This is a genomic window from Arthrobacter sp. Sr24 (genome assembly GCF_054511175.1).
The window spans coordinates 135,621-159,885 of sequence record NZ_JBTNDB010000005.1; the positions used below are offsets into that span (position 1 = coordinate 135,621).

16 protein-coding genes are annotated in these 24,265 nt (G+C 60.0%); 9 read left to right on the top strand and 7 right to left on the bottom strand.

What is annotated here, in order from left to right:
• Window positions 1–33: 33 nt before the first annotated feature.
• Window positions 34–1,416: a dihydrolipoyl dehydrogenase gene (lpdA, locus tag ACX80D_RS05595; RefSeq protein WP_459321652.1), complete on the bottom strand. Its 1,383-nt coding sequence runs from the start codon at window positions 1,414–1,416 to the stop codon at window positions 34–36.
• 269 nt (window positions 1,417–1,685) lie between these two features.
• Complete coding sequence (locus ACX80D_RS05600) at window positions 1,686–3,209, bottom strand: leucyl aminopeptidase (RefSeq protein ID WP_459321653.1); 1,524 nt, start codon at window positions 3,207–3,209, stop codon at window positions 1,686–1,688.
• 330 nt (window positions 3,210–3,539) lie between these two features.
• Here ACX80D_RS05600 and ACX80D_RS05605 point away from each other — a divergent pair, with 330 nt between their 5' ends.
• The 4 genes from ACX80D_RS05605 (at window position 3,540) to ACX80D_RS05620 (ending at window position 9,000) form a co-directional block, all read left to right on the top strand.
• Window positions 3,540–4,511: a proteasome assembly chaperone family protein gene (locus tag ACX80D_RS05605; RefSeq protein ID WP_459321654.1), complete on the top strand. Its 972-nt coding sequence runs from the start codon at window positions 3,540–3,542 to the stop codon at window positions 4,509–4,511.
• Between the two features lie 4 nt (window positions 4,512–4,515).
• The gene (locus ACX80D_RS05610; protein ID WP_459321655.1) at window positions 4,516–5,874 is read left to right on the top strand and encodes an MFS transporter; all 1,359 of its coding nucleotides are present in this window, start codon (window positions 4,516–4,518) and stop codon (window positions 5,872–5,874) included.
• 204 nt (window positions 5,875–6,078) lie between these two features.
• Window positions 6,079–7,425 (top strand): DUF4192 domain-containing protein, encoded by a 1,347-nt coding sequence (locus ACX80D_RS05615; RefSeq protein ID WP_459321656.1) that lies wholly within the window; start codon window positions 6,079–6,081, stop codon window positions 7,423–7,425.
• Between the two features lie 303 nt (window positions 7,426–7,728).
• On the top strand, window positions 7,729–9,000 hold the full coding sequence (locus ACX80D_RS05620) for an RNA polymerase sigma factor (RefSeq protein ID WP_459321657.1): 1,272 nt from the start codon (window positions 7,729–7,731) through the stop codon (window positions 8,998–9,000).
• A 295-nt stretch (window positions 9,001–9,295) separates the two neighbouring features.
• On the opposite strand, the gene ACX80D_RS05625 is transcribed toward ACX80D_RS05620, so the two are convergent.
• A complete protein-coding gene (locus ACX80D_RS05625) occupies window positions 9,296–9,520 on the bottom strand; it encodes a DUF7455 domain-containing protein (protein WP_459321658.1) in 225 nt (74 codons plus the stop codon).
• Window positions 9,521–9,710: 190 nt separating this feature from the next.
• Here ACX80D_RS05625 and ACX80D_RS05630 point away from each other — a divergent pair, with 190 nt between their 5' ends.
• Window positions 9,711–11,831 carry a DNA gyrase/topoisomerase IV subunit B gene (locus ACX80D_RS05630; RefSeq protein ID WP_459321659.1) on the top strand — a complete coding sequence of 707 codons (2,121 nt, stop codon included), beginning with the start codon at window positions 9,711–9,713 and terminating at the stop codon, window positions 11,829–11,831.
• Between the two features lie 72 nt (window positions 11,832–11,903).
• Here the strand turns inward: ACX80D_RS05630 and ACX80D_RS05635 are convergent, their stop codons facing one another.
• Together ACX80D_RS05635 and ACX80D_RS05640 are read right to left on the bottom strand one after the other, a co-directional pair.
• Complete coding sequence (locus ACX80D_RS05635) at window positions 11,904–12,854, bottom strand: M56 family metallopeptidase (RefSeq protein WP_459321660.1); 951 nt, start codon at window positions 12,852–12,854, stop codon at window positions 11,904–11,906.
• A gap of 53 nt (window positions 12,855–12,907) precedes the next feature.
• Window positions 12,908–13,282 carry a BlaI/MecI/CopY family transcriptional regulator gene (locus tag ACX80D_RS05640; RefSeq protein ID WP_459321661.1) on the bottom strand — a complete coding sequence of 125 codons (375 nt, stop codon included), beginning with the start codon at window positions 13,280–13,282 and terminating at the stop codon, window positions 12,908–12,910.
• 187 nt (window positions 13,283–13,469) lie between these two features.
• On the opposite strand from ACX80D_RS05640, the gene ACX80D_RS05645 reads away from it, so the two are divergent.
• From ACX80D_RS05645 to ACX80D_RS05660, 4 genes are all read left to right on the top strand, one after another.
• Complete coding sequence (locus ACX80D_RS05645) at window positions 13,470–15,086, top strand: cytochrome ubiquinol oxidase subunit I (protein ID WP_459321696.1); 1,617 nt, start codon at window positions 13,470–13,472, stop codon at window positions 15,084–15,086.
• A 63-nt stretch (window positions 15,087–15,149) separates the two neighbouring features.
• On the top strand, window positions 15,150–16,256 hold the full coding sequence (gene cydB, locus ACX80D_RS05650; RefSeq protein ID WP_459321697.1) for a cytochrome d ubiquinol oxidase subunit II: 1,107 nt from the start codon (window positions 15,150–15,152) through the stop codon (window positions 16,254–16,256).
• Between the two features lies 1 nt (window position 16,257).
• Window positions 16,258–19,692: a thiol reductant ABC exporter subunit CydC gene (gene cydC, locus ACX80D_RS05655; protein WP_459321662.1), complete on the top strand. Its 3,435-nt coding sequence runs from the start codon at window positions 16,258–16,260 to the stop codon at window positions 19,690–19,692.
• A gap of 9 nt (window positions 19,693–19,701) precedes the next feature.
• Complete coding sequence (locus tag ACX80D_RS05660; RefSeq protein WP_459321663.1) at window positions 19,702–20,700, top strand: GNAT family N-acetyltransferase; 999 nt, start codon at window positions 19,702–19,704, stop codon at window positions 20,698–20,700.
• Window positions 20,701–20,751: 51 nt separating this feature from the next.
• On the opposite strand, the gene ACX80D_RS05665 is transcribed toward ACX80D_RS05660, so the two are convergent.
• Window positions 20,752–21,270, bottom strand: a complete 519-nt coding sequence (locus tag ACX80D_RS05665) for a DinB family protein (RefSeq protein WP_459321664.1) — start codon at window positions 21,268–21,270, stop codon at window positions 20,752–20,754.
• A 247-nt stretch (window positions 21,271–21,517) separates the two neighbouring features.
• Window positions 21,518–24,223, bottom strand: coding sequence for a DNA gyrase/topoisomerase IV subunit A (locus tag ACX80D_RS05670; protein ID WP_459321665.1), 2,706 nt, complete (start codon window positions 24,221–24,223; stop codon window positions 21,518–21,520).
• Between the last annotated feature and the right edge of the window lie 42 nt (window positions 24,224–24,265).

The window sequence follows — 24,265 nt, forward strand, 5'->3', positions numbered from 1 at the left end:
ACCCGGCGTGAGCGCCGGGTGCACTATTTTTTGCTAGCCGTGGAGCGGGCGTCCGGCCAAGGCCATTGCCGCTTCTCCCAAAGCTTCATTCTGTGTGGGGTGTGCGTGCATCAGAGCAGCAACATCCTCAGGGTATGCTTCCCAGTTCACAATGAGCTGGGCTTCACCGATCTGCTCGCCAATGTGGCTGCCGATCATGTGAACACCCACCACGGGGCCATCCTTTTCGCGGACGAACTTGATGATGCCGCCGGTGCCCAAGATGGCGCTCTTGCCGTTTCCGGCCAAGTTGTACTCGATGGTCTCGACGTTCTCGCCACCAAATTTTTCCTTGGCCTGCTTCTCGTTCAAACCAACCGAAGCGATCTCCGGGTCACAGTAGGTGACCTTGGGGATGTTAATGTCTTCGACGATGACCGGGTTCATGCCCGCGATTTCTTCAGCAACAAAAACGCCTTGCTGGAAGCCGCGGTGGGCAAGCTGGATACCGGGGACAATGTCGCCCACAGCGTAGATGTTGCCAACGCCGGTATGCAGACGCTCGTTGGTGATGACGAAGCCGCGGTCGATCGTGACTCCGGCTTCCTCAAAGCCCATGCCAGCGGTGGACGGGCCACGGCCAACAGCAACGAGCATCAGATCGGCTTCGAACGTCTTGCCATCAACCAAGGTGGCCTTGACGCCGTTGTTGGTCTGCTCGACGCCCTGGAAGAACGTACCGGTGTTGAACTTGATGCCGCGCTTGCGGAAGGTACGCTCCAGCACCTTGATGATGGCTGCATCTTCGTTGGGGACCAGTGAGGCCATACCTTCGATGATGGTGACCTCAACGCCGAAGGACTTCCAGACGGAAGCAAATTCAACGCCGATGACACCGCCGCCGAGCACAATGGCGCTCTTGGGTAGCTCAGTCATGGTCAAGGCTTCATCGGAGGTGATGACCTTGCCGCCGATTTCCAGGCCCGGAAGGCTGCGGGAGTATGAACCGGTGGCCAGAACAATGTTCTTGCCGGTGTAGTTCACGCCGTTCACCGTGATGGTGTTGGGAGCGGTCAAGCGGCCTTCACCGTCGATGACCGTGACGCCCTTGCCCTTGATGAGGCCTTGCAGCCCCTTGTACTTGCCGGCGACGATGCCGTCTTTGTACTTGTTCACGCCTACTAGGTCGATGCCGTTGAGCTGGCTGTTGACGCCAATGGAGGCGCCCTCACGTGCGTGATCAGCTACCTCTGCTGCGTGCAGCAGTGCCTTGGTGGGGATACAGCCGTTGTGCAGGCAGGTCCCGCCCAACTTGCCCTTCTCCACAAGACCTACGGTCATGCCCAATTGGACTGCGCGCAGAGCAGTTGCGTAACCGCCGCTGCCACCGCCGAGAACCAAAATATCGAATTCTTGCCCAGCTGCCTGTTCGGCCACTTAGACGCTCCCTCGCGTTCGGTTGACGCGCACACTTTGTCGCGTCATCTCATCATTTATTGAAAGAAGTCTGGGAGTTCTTAAGGAACAGCCCTGACAGCTTCGAAGTCAAAGACAAATACTTTCGCTATTTACCTTACGTTAGTTGTCCCGCCCTGCGCCGTCACAGCTGTCACACTATGGCGAATGTGGTCATACTCACTTTAGTGATGGCCGCGGTGTGTCACAGTTCCTTCTCAGCTGTGACGGGACAGGGGCGGAGGTGGCGACTAGGCGCTACGTGCCACAACGTCTTCCACATAGGTCACCAAGGTACGAACTGCCATACCGGTTCCCTGCTTGGGGGTGTAGCCGTACGGGGATCCTTCGTTGAAGGCGGGACCAGCAATGTCCAGATGAGCCCAGGGGATCATTTCCCCGTCCTTGCCCTTGCCAACGAACTCCTGCAAGAAGACAGCTGCAGTCATCATGCCGCCCATCCGCTCTCCGATGTTGGCCATGTCAGCCACGGGTGAGTCCAAGGAGGGACGCAGTTCTTCTGGTAGCGGCATCGGCCACACCAGCTCGCCGGCGCGATCAGCGGCAGCCTTCAACGCTGCGCTGACGCCTTCATCGCCCATGACGCCAGCCGTGCGGTGCCCCAACGCTACTACCTGGGCCCCGGTCAGGGTGGCGACATCGATGATCACATCGGGGAATTCGGCAGAAGCGGCAACAAGCCCGTCGGCCATGACCAGACGGCCTTCTGCATCGGTGTTGAGCACTTCAACGGTCTTGCCGCCAAGCATCGTGAGGACATCGGAGGGGCGGATCGCCGTTCCGGAGGGCATGTTCTCGGCAATGCAGAGCCAACCAGTGATGTTGACCCGCAGTCCCAGAGCTGCGACGGCAAGGACGGAGTTGAGCACTGCAGCAGCCCCTGCCATGTCGCATTTCATGGTGACCATGCCGGCGCCGGGCTTGATGGAAATTCCGCCGCTGTCAAAGGTGATGCCCTTGCCCACGAGGGCAAGGGTGGCTAGGGCGCGCTCGGACTTGTACTCGACCTTGACCATGCGCGGTGGGCGTGAGGAACCTTGGCCCACACCCATGATGCCTCCCCATCCGTCCTTGAGTAGTTTCTTCTCGTCGAAGACAGTGACCTTGACGGGCAGGCCCTTAGAGAGTTCGCGTGCTGCATCGGCAAAGGTTGCTGGATACAACTTGCTGGGGGGCTCATTGACCAAGGTGCGGGTTGCGTTGACAGCCTTGGCAACAACTGAGGCGCGTTCCAATGCTGCGGCTAGTTCTGGATCTTTAGCCAACGTTGAATAGATGGTGACCTTGGACACGGGAGCATGCTTGCCGGCCGTGCTGGTGTGCATGCTGGCGTACTGGTAGGCGCCCAGAGCGGCACCCTCGGCGAGAGCGGCAACATGTGTGACCGCCGTCGTAGGTACGGCAAAGAGAACATGGTTGGTCCCGGCCAGCTGGCGAGTAGCGGCTCCGGCTAGGCGGCGTAGGGCTTCTTCGCTGACGGTGGCGCCCTTGACCTTACCTACTCCCGCCAAGACCAAGATCTTAGCGCCGGTGTCCGGAAGCCCGGGAAGGCGCACAATCTGATCGGCCGCACCAGTCACACCGAGGGCGGACAGTGAGGCTTTCAAGGAGGTGAGAGCCGCCGGAGACAGCGGCGCGTCGAGGATGACGGGGCCGTCGGCGCTCTTGGCCACAGCGATCACCAAGGCGTCGGAGGCGGTCTTCGCCAAGTCGGTGTTAATGGCGCGAAAGGTGATGGCTTCTTTTGCAGTCACGAAATTACTGTCCTTACTGTGGAGTACTGATGAACTGTGTCGCTGCTTTCGATCGTAGCCCCAACGCAAAACGATTGCCTGCAGATTGGCCCGGTCGCCAGCCCAGCGTTTGATTCTCAGCTACATTCAGCGGTCCACATTGCACCGCAGCTTTCTCTGCTGTGTTGCGGTCAAGGTAAAGTCCTAGCGTCACCGGGCTGCTAAAGACCATGCAGTACTGCTAAAGACCATGCCGTACTGTATGCACTGCGCCACATAGGATGTTCGCGGAATGTTTCAGGGGGCCTGCGGTGTTGTGCTGTTCAGAGTCATAAGCTGCTGAGGAAGACCATGAAAAATTTTGAGTACGCCCCGTTTCACGCCCCTGAGTCCCTCTATGCCCTGAATGAGGAGCTGCTGGCCGCCGAGGATCTTAGCGGTCTCAACCTGATCATGGGGTTCACTGGATCCTCTGATGCAGGCCACGTGGTGACTCAGGTCGCCGGTGAACTTCACGATCATCTGGCCCACGATCCCGTGGCCATTTTCGATATTGACAATCTCATTGACTACCGCTCGCGCCGGCCACGGGTGACGTTTACCGAAGACCGGCTCAGCGATTACAAGGCGCCCTCCTTAGTGCTGCACCGCATGGTGGATGCTTTGGGTACGCCATTTTTGTATTTGAACGGCAGCGAGCCGGATCTACAGTGGGACCGCTTCAGCGATGCTGTTCTGGGTTTGGTGGAACGCTTCGATGTGAATCTGGTGGCGTGGGTTCATTCGGTGCCCATGCCCGTGCCGCACACCCGCCCGATTGGGGCTACGGTTCACGGCAACCGTCCGGACCTCATTGAGGGTATTTCGGCATGGAAGACCACCATGGAGATTCCGGCAGCGATTGGCCACGTTCTCGAGGTCAAGCTGGCTGACGCGGGCCGCAATGTGGTGGGCTATGCCATCCACGTCCCGCACTACCTGTCCGACGCCGAATATCCGCCCGCCGCCGTCGCTGGATTGGAATACCTGGGTGCAGCGGCCTCGCTGATGCTGCCCAGCGAACGTCTGCGTGAGGCTGGACGGGCTGTGGAGCGTCAAATTACTGACCAGGTGACAGCCTCCAGTGAGGTCGCCTTGGTCGTGACGAACTTGGAACAGCGCTACGACGAACACACTGACGGTGTTTCCCGACGCTCCCTTTTGGCTGGCGATAACGATGAACTGCCCGACGCCGATGAGCTCGGTGCCGCAGTTGAGGCGTACCTGGCCAGTCGTGATGGTGGCGCTCAGAACCAAAGTGAGCCTGAGGGTGGCATAAGCTAAAGCGGTGGATAGTAAGCGTGCATGGTTGGTGTGGGGTATCGGTGTTTTCGCCTATCTGATTGCTATCACCCAGAGAACTTCATTTGGTGTTGCCGGTCTCGTAGCGACAGAGCGTTTTAACGCTACGGCTGCGGCTTTGTCGGCTTTCACCGTCATCCAGCTCGTTGTCTATGCGGTGCTGCAAATTCCTGTGGGCATGCTCGTGGACCGATTCGGTCCACGCTTAATGATCGCCACCGGGGCCGCGCTGATGGCAGTGGGACAGCTGCAGCTGGCGGCCGCCTCCTCCATACCAGCCGGTGTGGTGGGCCGTGTTTTTGTCGGCGCTGGCGACGCCATGACGTTTATCGCCGTGATTCGGCTCATCCCTCTCTGGTTTCCTTCGCGCAGGGTTCCGGTCCTAACCCAGCTAACGGGGCAGTTGGGACAGATCGGCCAGCTCATCAGCATCGCCCCTTTCGCGTGGGCGCTGCATAACTATGGTTGGAGCCAAGGATTTTTGGGGCTGGCTGCGCTGGGTGTGCTGGCCTGCGTGTTGGCTGCGGCGCTGTTGCGCAACGCCCCTGCGGGAGCGGTCTCACCGGGGATGCGGCAGGGATTGAAAGAAACAGCCGCTGACCTAACCACTGCTTGGCGGCAACCTGGAACCAGACTGGGCATGTGGAGCCACTTTGCCACGCAATTCTCCGGCACCGTCTTCGTACTGACATGGGGATACCCATTTCTGGTCTCAGGCCAAGGCCTAGATAGCTCCACCGCGAGTTTGTTGTTGAGCATGTTTGTTGTGGTGGGCATTGCGTGCGGACCGTTCCTAGGCAGCTGGGTGGGAAAGCACCCCCTTCGGCGGTCCACTATGGTGCTCGCGGTTTCCTTTGCCATCGTTGCAGCCTGGGCAGCCGTATTGTTGCATGCCGGTCCTTCTCCACTGTGGTTGTTGGCGCTGTTGATTTTGGTTCTAGCTTTGGGTGGGCCTGCCTCGATGATTGGCTTCGACTTTGCCCGGACCTTCAACCCTTCCCACCGTGTAGGAACGGCCACCGGGATCGTTAACGTCGGTGGATTCTTTGCCGCCTTGGTCACGATGTATATCGTTGGGTTGGTACTGGACCTGCTCAATGGAACGGGTTTTTCAACTGAAGGCTTGTATTCCCTCGACGCCTTCCGTGTGGCGTTCAGCTTCCAGTTCCTGATTCTGGGTATTGGGATTGTCGCCGTCATCAGGACCCGGCGCATTATTCGCAGCTCCATGGCCGCCCGCGGCGAGGGGATTCTGCCGCTGCGAGACGTGCTCTCGGACAGGCGCCGACGTCAGCAGCAATACAGGGATGAGCTGCGCGCAGAAAAGCTCAAGCGCAAGCAGTAAATAAGCAGCGGGTAGGGCGCTTAACCAGTTGCGCTGGCGCATAGCTTCTGAGCCTCGGGCACTGCGCGGCGGGGGCTGTGGATGACTGATTGCAGAAAAGTTTTCGACCCTCTTCATGCGGATGTAGGCCCCTGTTATCCACAGATATAGCCATTTGTGGAAATTGCTCTAGATTCCGGAGCGCGAGGGCATCACCCTTGGGTCATGAGTAGAGAACCAGAGAAGATCAAAGTCAGTGCCGGTGAAGACCTCCTGGCATTCATTCCCCACATGGTGGGGTATTGGCCCGAAGCCAGTATTGTGTGCATCGCTATGAAAGGTAAAAAGCTTCGGGCCACCATGCGGTTGGATCTTCCTCCTGATGATGCCACCAGTAGGGAAACAGCCCATTTTGCCAGCATTGCCGCAGCTCAGTTAGCCTGCGATACCGAATCGGACGGCTGCCTCATCGCCATTTTCGGCCGCGGAGATTGGCTCAGACCCAAGAACTTCGCTCATGCCAAGTTGTACAAGCAGTTGTGTCAGGAGTTTGCGGCGCAGGGGCTTCCGGTGCGAGATGCATGGTTTGTGGGCACCGAACATTGGCGATCTCTTGAATGCACTTCTGCGAGTTGTTGTCCTTGGCCGGGTAAGAGCAATGCCGCCATTAAGGAAAGCTTTGTCAATGCAGAGTTTATTTTCCGAGGCAGCCTGGTGGGGGAGGCGCCCAAGGAACAAGTGGCACAGCTGACGAGTATCCGCGACCCAGAATTCGTGGCCAAGGTTGCCGCCGCCTGCGAGTTGGTCAAGGCGTCACTGACCATCAATGGATGTGGTGTGGAGCAACTGACCGCAACCCTGCAGGCGTGGCAGTTCAGTCTGGAGCTCTGGCCGAAGCTACCGGATACGTGCATGTGCGCGTTATTACTGGCCAGTCTGGGAGATCGAAACGTCCGTGATGCTGTCATCGTCCTCTTGGCGACCTCTGCTGAGTATGCCCTCGCTGGCGCGGTGGGATTGGGTGTGACCGGTTCGGATAAGGCAGAGCTAGTGGTTCCGACCAATTGGTACGGTGGCAACCAAGCCGCTGGCAGACCAATCCAGATAGGGTGGGTTACCGAGGAACTCATGGCGGGGGCAGCCTATGACTTCGGCAATATTCTGGTGGGCGGGACTGCCCCAAGAATGGAGGGCGAAGCGCCCTGTTTACTGGACTGGGAAAGGCTGGATCGGGCGGAACCGTTCCTGCAGTTTCTTGCGCAGTCCACCAATTCAGCGGACAAGGCGCCGGTGCTGTGTATCTTGGGCTGGATTCAATGGTGCAAAGGACGGGGTAGTTGGGCTGGTCAGTACTTCATGGCGTGCATGGACTATCAACCCGGGTACCGGCTGGCCGCACTTCTTGAACAGTTGCTCTCTAGTGGGCACATTGCTGACTGCGCCAAGGATCCAATGACCGCATGGCATCGCGACACTGACGAATCCAGCCCGGAGGATCAGCTAGGAGACCAGCCAGAAGCAAATCTGGAAGCGAATGAGGGTGAAGAGACAGGCCTTGATGAGGCGGCGTAGTCCCGCTGTGATGTTAATTGCACTCGGTCACTAGCTCTTGGGCGTGGCGTAGGCAAGAAGCCCCGGGCAAATCGTGAGAGACTAGATGCAAGACCCGGTGGGGTCCGTGTTGAAGCATTCACATTTTTTTGGATTTGCGCCGAATGGAATTTCATTCGGGCGGTGGGAACAATGCCGTGGTCTGGGGAGTTATACCCTACGACCCTCCAAGTAAAAGTGATGCGAAAAGCAACGCGGACTTGACAGGGTCATAGTGGTGTTGCCCGAAGGTAACTCCACAGACCGCCGTAAGAAAGGTTTTCTGTGTCTGCTACTGCTAAAAGCAAAGTCTCCACATCCAACGAGACTGAGGATGCTTCCTCGTCAGCAACCGTGCCCCTGACGCCAGCACAGAAGCGCGCTGCCACCATTGCCGCCAAAAAGGCTGCTTCTGCCTCCGGTGACTCTGTCCCCGATGCAGCCAAAGCTGCTCCGAAGAAGGCAGCCGCCCCTGCCCGACGTGGCAAGTCCAAGGTTGAGGATGACTCCGCGACTGAGGAAGTAGTTGAGGAAGACGAGCAAGACGAGAGCAAATCAGAGCGCCCCGTAGCTACTGGCACCGGATTTGTTTATTCAGATTCGGATGATGATGATGCGCCTGTCCAGCAGGTCATGTCGGCTGGCGCCACCGCCGACCCCGTCAAGGACTACCTGAAGCAAATCGGCAAGGTCGCACTGCTCAACGCTGAACAGGAAGTTGATCTTGCCCTGCGCATTGAAGCGGGCTTGTTTGCGACTGAAAAGTTGAAAGCCGGCTCCGATGCCATGGACACCCAGCTTGAGCGAGACCTCAAGAGGATCGTCCATGATGGTGGAATCGCCAAGAACCACCTGCTTGAAGCCAACCTTCGTCTGGTGGTCTCACTGGCCAAGCGTTACACGGGCCGCGGCATGCTGTTCTTGGACCTCATCCAGGAGGGTAACCTGGGCCTGATCCGCGCTGTAGAGAAGTTCGACTACACCAAGGGCTTTAAGTTCTCCACTTACGCAACCTGGTGGATCCGTCAGGCCATCACCCGCGCCATGGCTGACCAGGCCCGCACCATCCGTATCCCGGTACACATGGTGGAAGTCATCAACAAGTTGGCCCGCGTCCAGCGCCAGATGCTCCAGGACTTGGGCCGCGAACCAACACCTGAGGAATTGGCCAAGGAATTGGACATGACCCCGGAAAAGGTAGTCGAGGTTCAGAAGTACGGTCGCGAGCCGATCTCCTTGCACACCCCGTTGGGTGAAGACGGAGACTCTGAGTTCGGAGACTTGATCGAAGATTCCGAAGCTGTTGTTCCCGCCGACGCGGTGTCCTTCACACTGTTGCAGGAGCAGTTGCACTCCGTGCTAGACACCCTCTCCGAGCGCGAGGCTGGAGTGGTTGCTATGCGCTTCGGTTTGACCGATGGCCAGCCGAAGACCTTAGACGAAATCGGTAAGGTCTACGGTGTGACGCGTGAGCGTATCCGCCAGATCGAATCAAAGACGATGTCTAAGCTGCGCCACCCGTCGCGTTCACAGGTACTGCGCGACTACCTGGACTAACATCCAGTGCGCTGAAGTACCCAGCTGGCCCGCCCTCAAAGGGGCGAAGATTCTCCCGAAATCGGGATACTTCGCCACGTGAAGGCGGGCCAGCTTGCGTGGGCGGCTGCTTTTGTCGGCCACCAAGATCGCACAGCCAGTCAGATGATCCCTATAGGCCGCAGCCCATAGGGGAGTCGGAAGGCGGGTAGAAGCTCAGAGCGCAATAAGCGTCAGTAGGTGCATGGAGACACAAAAAGAGGGACCCTGGTGATCCAGAGTCCCTCTTCTAAAGCACGTGCCACTCGGGGCGGTGTTAGTCGACTGAAACGGGTGCCTTTTCGTGCAGGCGGCTGGTTTCGTCGAGCCAGGTTGCAGCCAAGGGCTTCAAAGTGGCTTCCACTGCTCGCGCGTGGTGGCCGCAGAAGAGCAGTTCACCGCCGGAGGATTCCAGAACTACCCGCACATATGCTTGTGCGCCGCAACGGTCGCAGCGATCAAGGGTTGTCAGCTCGGGGCTGCTGATGGTCGTGGTGGTCATGATTGCCTCCTTCATAAGTTCCTGTACTTTATACAACCATCCTTAGGGCGAGTTGCTTCCATCGAAGCGGGGTACTTTCGCTAACCGCGTATCCCTGCCGGATCAGTGTTAGCGCGGCAAGCCTGTAACAGCTAGGGCTCACCAGCCGTTAACCTTAGATATTGATAGGCCAACCAACCCTCGAAGGAGTATGTCCACAGTGGCACGCCAGAGTTCTGATTACAGTGCACGCCATCTCTCCGTTCTGGAAGGATTGGAGGCTGTACGTAAGCGCCCGGGCATGTACATCGGCTCCACCGACTCCCGCGGCCTGATGCACTGCCTGTGGGAAATCATCGACAACTCCGTCGATGAGGCGCTGGCGGGATATGGGCAGAACATCACTGTCATCTTGCATAAGGACACCTCCGTAGAAGTGCACGACGGCGGTCGCGGCATCCCTGTGGATGTGGAGCCAAAGACCGGTCTGACCGGGCTGGAAGTTGTTTTGACCAAGCTTCATGCTGGCGGAAAGTTTGGCGGCAGCTCCTATGCGGCCTCGGGTGGCCTGCATGGCGTGGGTGCCAGTGTGGTCAACGCCTTGTCGTCCCGGATGGACGCTCAGGTGGATCGTGGCGGCAAAACCTATCAAATGAGTTTCCGCCGCGGAGAGCCTGGGCACTTCAAGGACACCGGCCGGAGCCTGAGCCCCGATGTCGCTTTTGAGCCGTTCACCGAGGCCTCGAGCCTGGATGTGGTCGGCACTACTAAGCGTGGTGTGACCGGCACCCGGATCCGCTATTGGGCCGACCGCCAAATCTTTACAGCAGATGCCAAGTTCTCCTATGACGAGCTCGTGGCCCGTGCCCGGCAAACTTCCTTTCTGGTGCCGGGGCTAAAGATCAAAGTTGTTGACGAACGCCGCGTCGCAGGGACGCCGGGAGAGTTCGCCACGCACGAGGAGATTTTCCACCACGACGGCGGCATCTCCGAATTTGTGGACTTCCTCTCTGTAGGTGGCTCGGTCACCGATATTTGGCGCCTCCAAGGACACGGCACCTTTACGGAAACCGTACCTGTGCTAAATGCCGAAGGCCGGTTGGAAAGCACACCCATGGAACGTGACTGCGAAGTAGACATTGCCCTCCGATGGGGTGTTGGTTACGACACAACCATGCGCAGCTTCGTCAACATCATTTCGACGCCCAAGGGTGGTCGCCATCAAGAAGGTTTTGAGCAGGCAATCCTGAAGACGTTCAGAAAGGTCATTGAGGCCAACGCCCGCAAGCTCAAAGCGGGCACGGACAAGGTTGAAAAGGACGACGTCATGGCGGGCATGACCGCCGTATTGACGGTTCGTCTGGCCGAGCCGCAATTCGAGGGTCAGACCAAGGAAATTCTCGGTACCCCCGCCGTCAAGGCCATCGTGGCCAAAGTGGTCGAGAAGGCTCTCAAGGAGAAACTGGAATCCACCGCCCGCGCTGAAAAAGCCCAGTCGGCGCAGCTGCTTGAAAAAGTAGTCTCTGAAATGAAGTCACGAATTTCGGCGCGCGTCCACAAGGAAACTCAACGCCGCAAGAACGCGTTAGAGACCTCATCTCTGCCTACAAAGTTGGCGGACTGCCGCAGTACCGATGTAGCCAAGAGTGAGTTGTTCATCGTGGAAGGTGACAGCGCCCTGGGAACGGCCAAGATGGCTCGATCTTCCGATTTTCAGGCTCTGCTACCGATCCGCGGCAAGATCCTGAACGTTCAGAAGGCATCTGTGGGGGACATGCTGGCCAATGCCGAATGTGCAGCTCTCATTCAGGTGGTTGGGGCCGGCTCTGGACGCAGCTTTGATTTAGACTCGGCACGCTATGGCAAGGTCATCCTCATGACGGATGCCGATGTGGACGGTGCCCATATCCGTACCTTGCTGCTGACTCTGTTCTTCCGTTATATGCGCCCCATGATCGACGCCGGTCGTGTCTTCGCCGCCGTCCCGCCACTGCACCGGGTAGAAATCATTAACTCCGGTACCAAAGCCAATGAGATGGTCTACACCTACTCCGAGCAGGAACTGCACGCCCTGTTGGCTAAGTTGAACAAGTCTGGCAAGAAGTACAAGACGCCTATTCAGCGCTACAAGGGTCTGGGTGAGATGGATGCCGATCAGCTGGCAGAAACCACTATGGATCCGCGCCACCGAATGCTGCGCCGGGTGACAAGTGCCGACGCTGACCGTGCAGAACATACCTTTGAACTCCTGATGGGATCTGAGGTGGCCCCGCGCAAGGAATTCATTGTCGCCGGCAGTGAGCAGCTAGATCAGGACCGCATCGACGCCTAAACAGGCTCCTCCGCAAAAAAGGATCAGCCCGGGCCCCGTGAAAGACACCAGGTCTTCCTCCTGCCATAGCCTCTAGTTTAGAAGGCCTGGGACCAGCAGCAGCGCTGTGGGGATTGCCAGTAAGAGCAGGGCTGCGGCAATCACTAGGATCTGCTGGCTCGCAGCTAATGCTGGCGCCGGGGTCAGCAGCCTGCTGAGCCGGGCCGAGGTGGTGCTGGGTGTGTCAATTTGGGGTGCGTTCTCAGCCATCAAGGTATCCGCGGGGACTTGGGCGGAGCCGCTGGCTACCAAGGCGATGGCGGTGACCAAGGTGGGCTTGTCGACGGAACGCAAGGCGACGTCGTCGGCCATTATTTCTATCAGCGAGGATACCGACTGCTGGGCAAGTTTGGAGGTGGGCAGCCACGGCAGCGCGGAGCGCCAAGCGGCAAACGCCCACAGCAGCAGGTCGTGACGTTGAGCTATATGAGTTTGTTCGTGGAGCAGAACCGCGCGCAGCTCCTCGGGGGTCAAGAGTTCTAAAAGCCCCTCTGAGAGGACTGTGACCGACCGCGAACCGCCCGGCAGGCAGTACGCCACCGGGGCTTGGTGATTGATGACCAGCGTGTCTGGTCGGTCAGCGGACGGTGAGCTGAGCAGGTGCAGTAGATCTCGGTGGCGGCGGCGCTGGCGCGCAATACGGAAGTACGTCAGCCAGAGTGTAAACACCAGATGCGCCGAGAGCAGGGCTGCAGCACTGAGGGCAAAGGCGTGTAAAACGCCCAGCGTGTCTAGAGATTCCTGGCCTAAAAAGATCCGGATCAGGCCATGGAGTCCGCTGGCCAGAGTGTCCCCGAGTGTCACCAGCCCATAACAGAGCATGGCGCCGATCATTGAGAGGCCACCGGCAAGTGCTATCGATTGCCACAGCACCATGGCGGCAAAGGGGGCCCGGGCAGGCCACGCCGCGCGGGACAACACAACAGGCACCGGCCACGCCAAGATCACTGCCAGAGCGGCTAGGAGCCAGGATGTCCAAAACATGATCTACAACTTACCGTGTCCGGCCGCAGTAACGCAGCCGGTGGGTGCCGATGTTAGGAACGTCCCAAGAGGTTGCGCAGCGTCTCGGCTTCACCAGCACTGACGGTGCCAATGAAACGGGCAAGGACTGCTTCGCGGTCGGGGGCTGAGCCCAAGACCTCAAGCATGAGTTCAGCGGTGTGCTCTTCGCGGCTGGTTACGGCTCGGTAGCGGTGAGGACGCGAAGCGCGTTCGCGCTCCACGAGACCCTTTTTCTCCAAGCGAGAGAGCACGGTGAGTACCGTGGTGACGGCCAGGGGCCGCGATTCCACGTTGCCTTCCGAGGTGCGCTGTGAGAGCAAATCACGTAGCACATTGGCCGTAATGGCCTCCTGGTGTTCCCACAGCAGGTCCATGACGGCTCTTTCTAAATCTCCAAGCGTTGCCATCAAATTCCTCTACTTAACTACCCGCATCAAACATTCATCAAAAGTACACAGACTACGTCAAGCAAGTGCACATCACTAAATATACAGCTTTTGACAACAATGTTCTACGCAGGGTAGAACTTAGATTTCTACGTAACGTAGAACTTAGGGCATGCCCTGAATATTTTTCATGGACGAGGGGAAAATTGTGGAAGCTCTGGACATTGCCAGATGGCAGTTCGGAATCGTGACGGTGTACCACTTCTTGATGGTGCCGCTCACCATTGGGCTGGGTACTCTCGTGGCAATACTGCAGACGACGTGGCATAGAACTGGCAATGAGGCCTATCTGCGCATGACGAAGTTCTGGGGCAAATTGTTCCTCATCAACTTCATCATGGGCGTGGCCACAGGCATCGTCCAAGAGTTCCAATTCGGCATGGCATGGAGTGAATATAGCCGCTTTGTTGGCGACGTCTTCGGAGCCCCTCTTGCCATGGAATCGTTGTTGGCGTTCTTTGTGGAATCCACCTTCTTGGGACTGTGGATCTTTGGCTGGAAAAAACTCCCCGCCAAGGTTCATCTGGCGTGCATCTGGATCGCCGTGGCTGGATCCATTGTCTCGGCCTACTTCATTCTCGTGGCCAACTCGTGGATGCAGCACCCAGTCGGTGTGGAAATGCTCGACGGACGCCCTGTCATGGTTGACGCTTGGGCGGTCTTTACCAATAACACCGCCATTGTGGCGTTTGTCCACACCATCACAGGTGCTCTGGCCGTTGCTGGCGGCTTCTTGCTGGGCATCGCCTGGTACCACCTGTGGCGTCGTCGTAAAGATGGCGTCGACACAGTAGATGCCAAGGGCCGAGTAGTGGTGGGGGAATCGGAGGTAATTCCTGGCCGCGACAAGTTGGATCACTCTGTCTGGATCAAATCCCTGCGCCTAGGTGCGGTGGTGGCCATGATCGCCTTTGCCGGCGCCACCATTTCCGGAGACGTGCAGACCAAATTGATGTTTGATCAGCAGCCCATGAAGATGGCTGCCGCCGAGGCCGCCTGCCACGACGGGACCGGTTTTTCCATCCTCTCCATTGGTGATGTGGGCAGCCGCAACTGCGACGACGTGGTGGCCGTCATGGAAGTCCCCGGCCTGCTCTCCTTCCTAGCCCACGGTGATTTCACTACCGATATCAAGGGTGTTAACACGCTCGTGCCCGAATATCAGGCGAAGTACGGCACACATTTGCCCAACGATCCCATGTACGGCAGCAATGCCGGCGCGGAGATCGAATACGTCCCGGTCATGGCCGTTACCTACTGGGGCTTCCGCATCATGATCGGCTTCGGCGGAATCGCCGCTATGGCTGCCGCCGTCGCCCTGTGGGTCACCCGCAAGGGCACCGTGCCGCTCTCCAAAGGACTGATGCGTCTGGCACTGGTGGGCATCCTCGCCCCGTTCGGTGCCAACGCCGCCGGTTGGATCTTCACCGAAATGGGACGACAACCCTTCGTGGTGGCACCCAACCCGGCCATGAGCGGCGTCGATCAGGTGTTTATGTTTACGGCATCGGCGGTCTCGCCCGGAGTCTCGGCCGGAGAAGTGATCTTTTCTCTGGTGGCGCTGGCCACCGTATACGCGGTCTTGCTGGTGGTGGAGGTCATGCTGCTGACCAGGTATGTCCGTGGCGGTGTGGTCTCGGCTATGCCGGAGTTGGATCAGACCAAGAAGCAGACCACAGACAAGGACAAGGACAAGGACAAGGACGACGACGGCACCGGAGCCGGCGGGGAGGATCAGGACGATGTTCTCGCCTTTGCCTATTGATTCCAGCGCATTCCCACACTGTGACAAGCTTCCGTTTCTCCTGCTGATCGCAAAGGATCAATGATGGATTTTCTGCCTACTTTATGGTTCATAATTATTGCTTTCCTCTGGATTGGCTATCTCTTTTTGGAGGGCTTTGATCTGGGCGTTGGGATGCTGATGAAGACCTTCGCCCGCGGCGAGAAGGAACGCCGGGTTCTGCTGAATACGGTGGGGCCGGTCTGGGACGGTAACGAGGTCTGGCTCATCACAGCCGGCGCGGCCACCTTTGCCGCATTCCCGTTCTGGTACGCCTCCTTGTTCTCCGCCCTCTACATCCCGCTGGTGTTCGTCCTGTTGGCCCTGATCTTCCGGGCGGTAGCCTTCGAATACCGTGGCAAAATCCACGAGGATAGGTGGCGGAAGGTCTGGGACTGGGCCATCACTGTGGGATCCATTATGGCTGCGTTCGGCATCGGCGCCATGCTGGCACTGACCACCACCGGCTTGCCACTGAATGCCAACGGTGACCGCGTAGGTGGAGCTTTCGCTTGGTTCACCTGGTACGCCGTCATTGGCGGTCTCGCGGTGGTCGGCTTTGCCATTGTTCACGCCGCAGCCTTCGTGGCTCTGAAGACCGACGGCGATATCCGGCACCGCGCCCGCCGGCTCGTTGGGCGGTGGCTGCCTGTGGGACTGGCGCCCATGGCGGTATGGGCCATCGCCGTGGCGCTGGAGAACGGCAAGTGGTTCAGCTGGTTGCTGATCGCCGTGGCCGTCGTGGCTGCTGTGGGATCGTGGGTAGCCAACCGTGCCGGCCGTGAAGGCATTAGTTTCCTGGCTATGGGCGGGTTCTTGTTGGCTGGCGCCTCCGCCATCTTTAGCGCGGTCTACCCTGTGGTGTTGCCCTCAACCCTTGATCCGCTCTGGAACCTGACCGTTGAGAACGCGTCATCCTCCGGTTACACCTTGCGTTTGATGTCGATCGTGGCTGCGGTTGGAGTGCCGCTCGTTTTGGCCTACCAAGCGTGGACGTATTGGGTCTTCCGCAAGCGCATCACCGTGGCTCACCTGCCCGAACCGATCGATTTTGCCCCCGCTGTCGGAGCAGAAAATAAGGGCACCGACACCAATAGCGATGGGCACCCCAACCCCGCCGATAAGGCACTAGCAACAGGCGGAAAGCACTGATATGAGTATGCGACCCACACTTCCCAGTGGTAACTCGACCAAGCTGGCTCTTGCTGGCCTGGGTGGGCTGGCGGCCTTAAAAGCCGTGGGCCTGGTGCTTGGCTTGGGTGCCTTGGCGCACGCGCTGGCCCAATGGGCAGGCGGTAACGTCTTGGACAGTACCAAGTTGTTGGTGCAGGGGAGTGTGGGTGCGGTTCTGCTTGGCGGGGCCGTGTGGGGTCAAGCAATCTTGGCCCGCCGCGCCGCGCTGGGAGTGAAGGAAGAGCTGCGCGCCAAGCTGGTGGCCCACCGCCTCGATCCGCGCAATGCCGGGCAAAGCGGTGCTGTGGGTGCCGAAGGGATGCTGGCTAGCCGCGGCCTCGACGGTCTTGATAACTATTTCTCCACCTATCTTCCGGCTCTAGTTAGTTGTGCTGTCCTGCCGGTCATGCTCGGAGTGCAGATTCTCATCTCCGATTGGGTCAGTGCCCTGATCGTGGCGCTAACGCTGCCGCTGGTACCGGTGTTTATGGTCCTGATCGGTTTCCACACCCAAGAACGCGTGGAGGCGGCCGCCAGCGGTTTGGACCGGCTCTCCAACCACCTCCTTGAACTGGCCCGCGGACTGCCGGTCTTGGTAGGGCTGCGCCGTGCCAACGCTCAACGCAAGGCTCTGGCAGACGTCTGCGAGGCCTACCGTAAATCCACCATGGACACCCTGCGGACAGCGTTTTTGTCCTCGATGGCGTTGGAACTGATCAGTACCATCTCCGTGGCCGTGGTGGCCGTTTTCATTGGCGTCCGGCTGGTTGCCGGTGGCATGCCGCTGGAAGCTGGATTGCTGGCCCTGATGTTGGCCCCCGAGTGCTTCCGTCCACTGCGCGATTTGGGGGCGGCACACCACGGCAGCGAGGACGGGGTAGAGGCGCTGCGCCGCGTCACTGAAATTCTCGACGCCGAACCCTCCTCCCAGCCCGGCTCACCGTCAGCCGTGGATCAGAATGCGGATGGTGCCGCATTCGCCGTGGGCTCCGTGCTTGAAGCCCACAACTTCAGCGTCCGCTATCCCGGACGGAGCGAGCCGGCTGTTTCCGGTTTTAGCGCCACCTTGGCTCCGGGTGAGGCCCTGGTATTGGCCACGGCCAGTGGGACAGGAAAGTCGACCATTTTAGCTGCGTTGGCTGGCACCCTTCCCTCAGCAGGGAGCGATGCAGCAGTGGTCCAGGGGCGCTTGGCCGTGCGCGCCCCAGAAGCCGTGGTGTGGCTCTCCCAGCACCCGGCTTTCACCGAGGACACCGTTTCCGCGGAGATAGCCCTGTATGCCGCCGGACCGCAGCAGCTGTTCGTGGATAAGGCTGACGTAACAGCCGCACTTGAGTCAGTGAACGCCGGTCATCTGGCAAGCCGTGCCGTGGTCGACTGCAGCCCCGGAGAATTGCGCCGCGTAGCCGTGGCCCGCGTCCTAGCCCGCATTGGCATAGACCCGGCCGTGGAACTGGCGCTCTTTGATGAACCCACAGCACATTTGGATCCCATCTCGGCACAGGCCGTGCGGGTTGAATTGGCCCGGCTGCGAGGGAGTGTCGCAGTCGTGGTCGCCACGCACGACACCGCGCTGGCAGGACTGTTGCGTGACAGTCAGGCCGTCACCTCCGGGCCTTCGACTCTTGGCAAATCGACTCTTGGCAAATCGACTCTCTACAACTCAGCCCTTGACGTCCCAGCCCCTGCGCTCACACCAGCCCCAGCTCCCGTAAACACCGTCGAAAGTGACCGAAATGAGCCCCTGGCTCGTTTCCAGTGGCGCCACTTAAGCCACTTGCCGCTGCGCTCACCTCGCTTTGCCGCCGGTGTTCTGGTCTCGGCTCTGGCCACATTGAGTGCCGCGGCGCTGAGCGGCCTCTCCGGGTGGCTTATTGTCTGGGCAGCTGCTCAGCCGCCCATCCTATTCCTCATGACGTTGATTGTTGGTGTGCGAGCCTTCGGGATCGGCCGCTCCCTGCTGCGCTATTCTGAACGGCTCTTGACCCACGACGCCGTGTTCCGCTGGGCTGCTGAATTGCGCCTGAAACTTTGGGACACCCTGGGCTCTTCCGTGGTGCACTGGGGCAGGCTGACCCGTTCGGGTGGCGCCTTGGGCACCCTGGTGGCAGACGTCGATGAGCTGCGCGACGCCGTTCCCCGGGCCGTAGTGCCGATCCCGTCGGCGATCATTTCCTACGGGGCGGTGCTGTTCACCGTCTACCTGTTGGTTCCGGAAGCCACCGGCATAATCTTGCTGCTGGGATTGGTGGCCTTGGTGCTGCTCCCGGTGGTGGTGCTGGCCGCTCAGCGGCGCGCCTCCGCCGCCGCCGCAGTTCACCGAATTTGGTTGGCTGAACGGGCCACCACACTGTTTGCCGCAGCCGCCCAACTAGCCGCTAACGGCGTCGGCACGGCCCAAGCCCAGCGGTTCACCGCTACCGATGCCAAGGTGGCCAAACCCTTGAGTCGGCTCGCATGGGCCGATGGCCTAGGCCAAGGCACTGTCACACTGCTGACCTCGCTGGTTTCCATTGCAGTGGCACTCATCGCCATTAGATCCGGTGTGGATCCCCGTGCCGCGGCCGTTGCTGCACTGCTCATGCTGGCGCTGGCCGAGCCACTAGGACAGTACATTGAAGCCGTCAGCGCCCTCCCAGCTCTGGTGACGTTAATGAACCGAACCTTGCCGCTCTTGGACGCGCACGCCACGGTGCAGACCGATGTAGAAACCGCCACCAACACTGAACCAGTTAATTCGCTGGAGGTCCATAAAATCACGGCACGTTACCCCAACGCCGCGAGCGATGTTTTCAGCAATGTCAGCGGTGGGACGCAGCGTGGCACCTGGTGGAGCGTCAGCGGACCCTCCGGCTCCGGCAAGTCGACACTGTTGGCGGTCTTGCTGGGCTTCCTTAAGCCCACCTCCGGTAGCTACCTCATCAACGAAGCTCCTGCCGTGCCGGAAACTCTTTCCAAGATCGCCTGGTGCCCGCAAGACGCCTACCTGTTCAACTCAACGCTGCGTTCCAACTTGGCTCTGTCCCGGCCAGCGACCTCACCACCTGCCGAGGCCGAGCTGCTCGAAGCCCTGGCTACGGTTGGTTTGGGCCCCTGGCTAGCCGATCTGCCGCTGGGACTGGACACGCGAGTGGGTCCCGGCGGGCATCATCTCTCCGGCGGTCAGCGCACCCGAGTGTCGGTGGCACGCACGCTCGTGGCGGGGGCCGACGTCGTACTTCTCGATGAGCCCACAGCCCACCTCGGTGCGGATGAATCCGTGGAGCTGATTGAGGATCTGCGGCGCTCTTTGGCTGACGCCTCGGTGGTCTTGGTGACGCACGACGCCGAACTGGCCCAGACCGCAGATGTTCACCTTTCGTTGGGGGAGCCTGAGCGGGCCACGGCGGCGGCTGGTAGCGGATTCGGCGTTTAGGCTAGAGGGATGAACCCCGATGTGCCCGTGCCATTTGCCCCTCTTCCCACCGCCGCTGGGCTGCTGTTTCGGCCCATGACACAGGCCGATGCGCAGCCGTGGTTCGAGCTGGTGCAGCGGATGGCGCAGGCGGATTCGGCGCCCTGGCATGAGCAACTTTCGGACCTTCTGGAGGTGCTTGCTTCAACCACAAACCCGGCCGCGCTCAACACGGTGGCTGGTGTGGACGCCGACGGAGAGCTGAGGGCTGTGGGCTTTGTGACCAAGAACCCGGCCAGCGATGTGGGCTACGCGATGGGCGGGGTTGACCCGTTGTGGCGTCGTCGGGGGATTGGTGCAGCTGTTTTGGCGTGGCAGTGTCAGGTGCTCCGGGGGCGTTCATTGGCCGATGGAACGGGCGTGCCGGTGGTCCGCAGCTACGTCATGGAAGTGACGGCCGGGCACTCGGAGCTGATGCGTGCCGCAGCATTTGTTCCAGTCAGAACCTTCACGGAAATGGCACTGGACTTAGCTCAGATTCCGGATGCCCCGTTGACTCCGGGAGTCAGTATTGTGCCGTTTACCCCTGACCTTACGGAGGCCGTACGGCGGGCTCACAATGAGGCTTTTGCTGATCATTGGGGCTCGGAACAACGCAGCGTGGACAAGTGGTCCGTGCTCATGGCTCATGAGAACTTCCGCCCAGAATGGACATCAGTGGCTCTCGACGATGCCACCGGCGAGGTGGCTGGCTACCAAATCTCGATGTTTGATCCGACGGTGCTGGCTGCCACAGGCCACCGCGACGGGTACACGGAACTCCTCGGTGTTCGCCGGGCGTGGCGCGGCCGCAAGATTGCCCCAGCCTTGTTGATCGATGCCATGACACGGTACGCGGGCGCCGCGATGGAACGCGCCACCTTGGACGTGGACACCTTGAACCCCACCGGCGCCCTGGGAATGTACGAACGTATGGGGTACCGCGCCCTGCCTGGGCGCAGCAGTGTCGCCTGGGACTTGCTGCCCTAAGCTCTTTCGAATGCGCGGGATGATGGGACAGGGCAGGCGTGGGTGGTGATTTTAGGCGTTGATGTCGTGAAGGTGGTGAACCACATCATGCAAGAAATAGCCCGTCATTGTCTTTACGGTAAAGGCCGCACCGTTGCCACGTAGGCCGCGTCGGTTCCAGTCTTCGTCGGCCACGGCACCGAACGCGGCGGCTGCGTCGAGGCCGTTCTGCACCAGATCATGTGCCACCAGCTCCGGATCGAGCCCCGAGTAGTTTCCATCGAGGGCAGCCTGGTCCTGATCCCAATTGGGGAACGTGGGATTGTCCTCGCTGAGCATGAGTTCCAGCCGGGCCGTAAAGACCTCATACACGTCCCTGACATGGGCGCTATATTCCAGCACCGACCACACACCCGGCTCCGGACGTTCCTCCACAGTGGCTCGCCCCAGCGCCGAACGCCAACGCGGCAACAACGCCGGAAGCATCGTGGCTGCCGTGGCTGGAGTGGCGCTTGAGGCAGTGAAACCGCAGTCCGGGCAGCTCCTCTCGAGTAACCAGGTCCAGTCTTTTTGATCGCCCATGATGTCCATGGGGCCAGTCTAGGCCGATCCACTCCAGGCCGATCCGTCGAGTAGCTTCCCGTGGCCTCACCGGCGCCCAGCCTGCGCTTGGCCCTTCCCGAGCAGGCACCTGGTCATCGAGCCGTCACGTAATGACGCTTTGGGAAAATCTAAGCGTCATTACGTGACGGCTCGATGACCTCGATGACGAGGCGGCGCGGCGGATCGGATCAGCGGCGCGGCGGATCGATAACTTGAGAGCTGAGGAGGACCCTACCTAGTCCAGTGGCAGCTCAAACGCCTCCTGGGTGGCGTCGTGGATAGGCGCAGGATCACGAGTGGGCGCAGGCGGTGGGGTATTTGCCCCGGGCGATGTTACAGGCGATGTTACCGGCGATGTTGCAGTTGCACGCTCAGGCGCAGCTGAACTTTCCTCAGTGGAACCAGCCTGAGTGGAACCGGCCGCGCCAGAACCGGCCGCGCCAGATCCGGCCAATGTTGAACTGGACAAGCTTGGGCCCACCAGGTCAATACCGGCTGTCAAAGCGACACCGGATCCGTCGCGGTGGCCGTGCTCCACAGGGAGGGCTCTCGCCACACCTGAGCTGGAGGATGCCTTGGCCGGACCGTGGCCAGCCCACGCCAAGAAGAGCCGGTCTTCGCCCTTGAGGAATCGGTGCGCGCGGACGCCACCGGTGGCCCGGCCCTTCGCGGGGTACTCCGAGAGCGCTGTGACCTTGGCCGAGCCCGACGGCGTTCCCGGCAAGGCCTCTTGCCCGCCGGAGACGGTCACCACCACGGCATCAGGATCATGCGGGGAGATGACACCGAAGGACAACACCGCATCTCCGGCGCTAAGCTTGATACCTGCCATGCCGCCAGCCGTGCGTCCCTGCGGGCGAACATTGGCGGCACTGTAGCGAAGCAACTGGGCGCCCTGCGTGATGAACACAAGATCGTCGTCGTCCGTGGCTAGGCCGGCACCCACCACAACATCCTTGGGCTTGAGGGAGATGTACTCCCAATCGTCGCGGTTCAGGGGGTATTCGGGAGTGACCCGTTTGACCACGCCGGCGGCCGTGCCCACCGCAAAGATGGCGTTCAGTGGCACAAAGCCCACCAACGTTTCGCCCTTGGTCAGGGTGATGAAATCCTTGGCCGGAACACCACCAGAGAGGTTGGGCAGGGCTGCGGTGGGCGGCAGGACAGGCATGTCCACCACTTGCAGTCGCAGCATGCGCCCCAACGAGGTCAGAGCCCCGATCTCGGCCCGAGCCGTAGTTTTCAGCACCGAGGAGAACACATCGTGTTTGCTCCGGGCACCGGATTCCACCAGCGGATCAGCGGAGGTGGTCCTGGCAATTTGGCCTGTGGCGCTCAGAAGCACCCAGCAGGGGTCATCGGCAATTTCCAGAGCCAATGGCGCCGCTTTTCCGGGCTTCCCGCCGAGGCCCGCAGCCAGAGCCTTGGCCACGGACGGTGCCATGGCCTCAGACTCCAATAGCACGGTGCGTCGCGGTGTGCCGTGCGTGGCCGCCACCCCACCGAGTTCATCGGACACCAGCTGGTGCAGGGCTTCATCGGAGGCCAGGATGGCTTCCAGGGCCGCAATTTCACGGCGCAATTCATCGCGCTCAGACTCCAGCTCCACCATGGAGAAACGGGTCAGGCGGCGCAGCTGCAGATCAAGAATGTAGTTGGCCTGAACCTCGGAGAGGTCATAGATGGCCATGAGCCGTTCGCGGGCCGCCGCCACTTCATCCGAGGTGCGGATGATCTGGATGACCTCGTCAATGTCCACGATGGCAATGAGCATGCCCTCGACAATGTGCAGGCGGTCCTGCTTCTTGCCTAGCCGGAAGGCGGTGCGGCGGCGGACAACATCAATACGGTGGTTCACGAAGACCTGCAGCAGCTGCAATAAGCCCAGCGTCTGCGGCTGGCCCTCCACTAGGCAGACGTTGTTGATGCCGAAGGACTCCTCCAGCGGCGTGTAACGGTACAACTGCTCCATGACGGCGGCCGGGTTGAAACCGTTCTTGATCTCCAACACCAAACGGAGACCGTGCTTGCGGTCGGAGAGATCAACAAAGTCAGCGACGCCAACCAATTTTTTATTATCGACGGCCTCTTTGACCTTCGCCTTCACCTTTTCCGGGCCCACCAGGTACGGCAGTTCGGTGACCACCAGTCCCACGCGGCGTGCCGTGAGCTGTTCGACGGCGATCTTGGCGCGCGTCTTGAAGGAGCCGCGGCCGGAGGCGTAGGCATCGCGTATGCCGCTCAACCCCACAATGCGGCCACCGGAGGGCAGATCAGGACCGGGCACGTACGCCATAACGTCCTCGAGCGTGGCGTCAGGGTTAGCGATCAGATGTTGGGCAGCGGCAATCACTTCGCCGAGGTTATGCGGGGCCATGTTGGTGGCCATACCCACCGCGATGCCGCTGGCGCCATTGACGAGAAGGTTAGGGTAGGCCGCTGGCAGCACCGAGGGCTGCATCATCTGGTTGTCATAGTTGGGCACAAAATCCACAACATTTTCATCCAGGTTGCCGGTCAGCGCCAAGGCCGCGGCTGCCAGGCGCGCCTCGGTGTAACGGGGGGCGGCGGGACCGTCGTCGAGCGAGCCAAAGTTACCGTGGCCATCAATGAGCGGCAGGCGCAAGGAGAAATCCTGAGCCATACGCACCATGGTGTCGTAAATAGCCGTATCACCGTGTGGGTGCAGCTTTCCCATGACCTCACCCACCACACGGGCGCTCTTGACGTGTCCTTTCTCGGGACGCAGACCCATCTCGCTCATCATGTACAGGATGCGCCGCTGCACAGGCTTGAGACCGTCGCGCGCATCAGGGAGCGCGCGGGAGTAAATCACCGAGTAGGCGTATTCCAGGAAGGAACTTTCCATCTCATTGGAAACATCAATATCAACAATGTTTTCAACAAAGTCATCTGCTGCGGGGGGTTGGCGCTTGGCCATGATGGCGGTGATTCCTTTTCTACATGGGTGTTAGGGGTGGCA

Coding starts and splice junctions, on each gene's coding strand:
- ACX80D_RS05605 (WP_459321654.1), top strand. CDS start 3,540: ATGAAAAATTTTGAGTACGCCCCGTTTCACGCCCCTGAGTCCCTCTAT.
- ACX80D_RS05615 (WP_459321656.1), top strand. CDS start 6,079: ATGAGTAGAGAACCAGAGAAGATCAAAGTCAGTGCCGGTGAAGACCTC.
- ACX80D_RS05625 (WP_459321658.1), bottom strand. CDS start 9,520: ATGACCACCACGACCATCAGCAGCCCCGAGCTGACAACCCTTGATCGC.
- ACX80D_RS05630 (WP_459321659.1), top strand. CDS start 9,711: ATGTCCACAGTGGCACGCCAGAGTTCTGATTACAGTGCACGCCATCTC.
- ACX80D_RS05635 (WP_459321660.1), bottom strand. CDS start 12,854: ATGTTTTGGACATCCTGGCTCCTAGCCGCTCTGGCAGTGATCTTGGCG.
- ACX80D_RS05640 (WP_459321661.1), bottom strand. CDS start 13,282: ATGGCAACGCTTGGAGATTTAGAAAGAGCCGTCATGGACCTGCTGTGG.
- cydB (WP_459321697.1), top strand. CDS start 15,150: ATGGATTTTCTGCCTACTTTATGGTTCATAATTATTGCTTTCCTCTGG.
- cydC (WP_459321662.1), top strand. CDS start 16,258: ATGAGTATGCGACCCACACTTCCCAGTGGTAACTCGACCAAGCTGGCT.
- ACX80D_RS05660 (WP_459321663.1), top strand. CDS start 19,702: ATGAACCCCGATGTGCCCGTGCCATTTGCCCCTCTTCCCACCGCCGCT.
- ACX80D_RS05665 (WP_459321664.1), bottom strand. CDS start 21,270: ATGGACATCATGGGCGATCAAAAAGACTGGACCTGGTTACTCGAGAGG.
- ACX80D_RS05670 (WP_459321665.1), bottom strand. CDS start 24,223: ATGGCCAAGCGCCAACCCCCCGCAGCAGATGACTTTGTTGAAAACATT.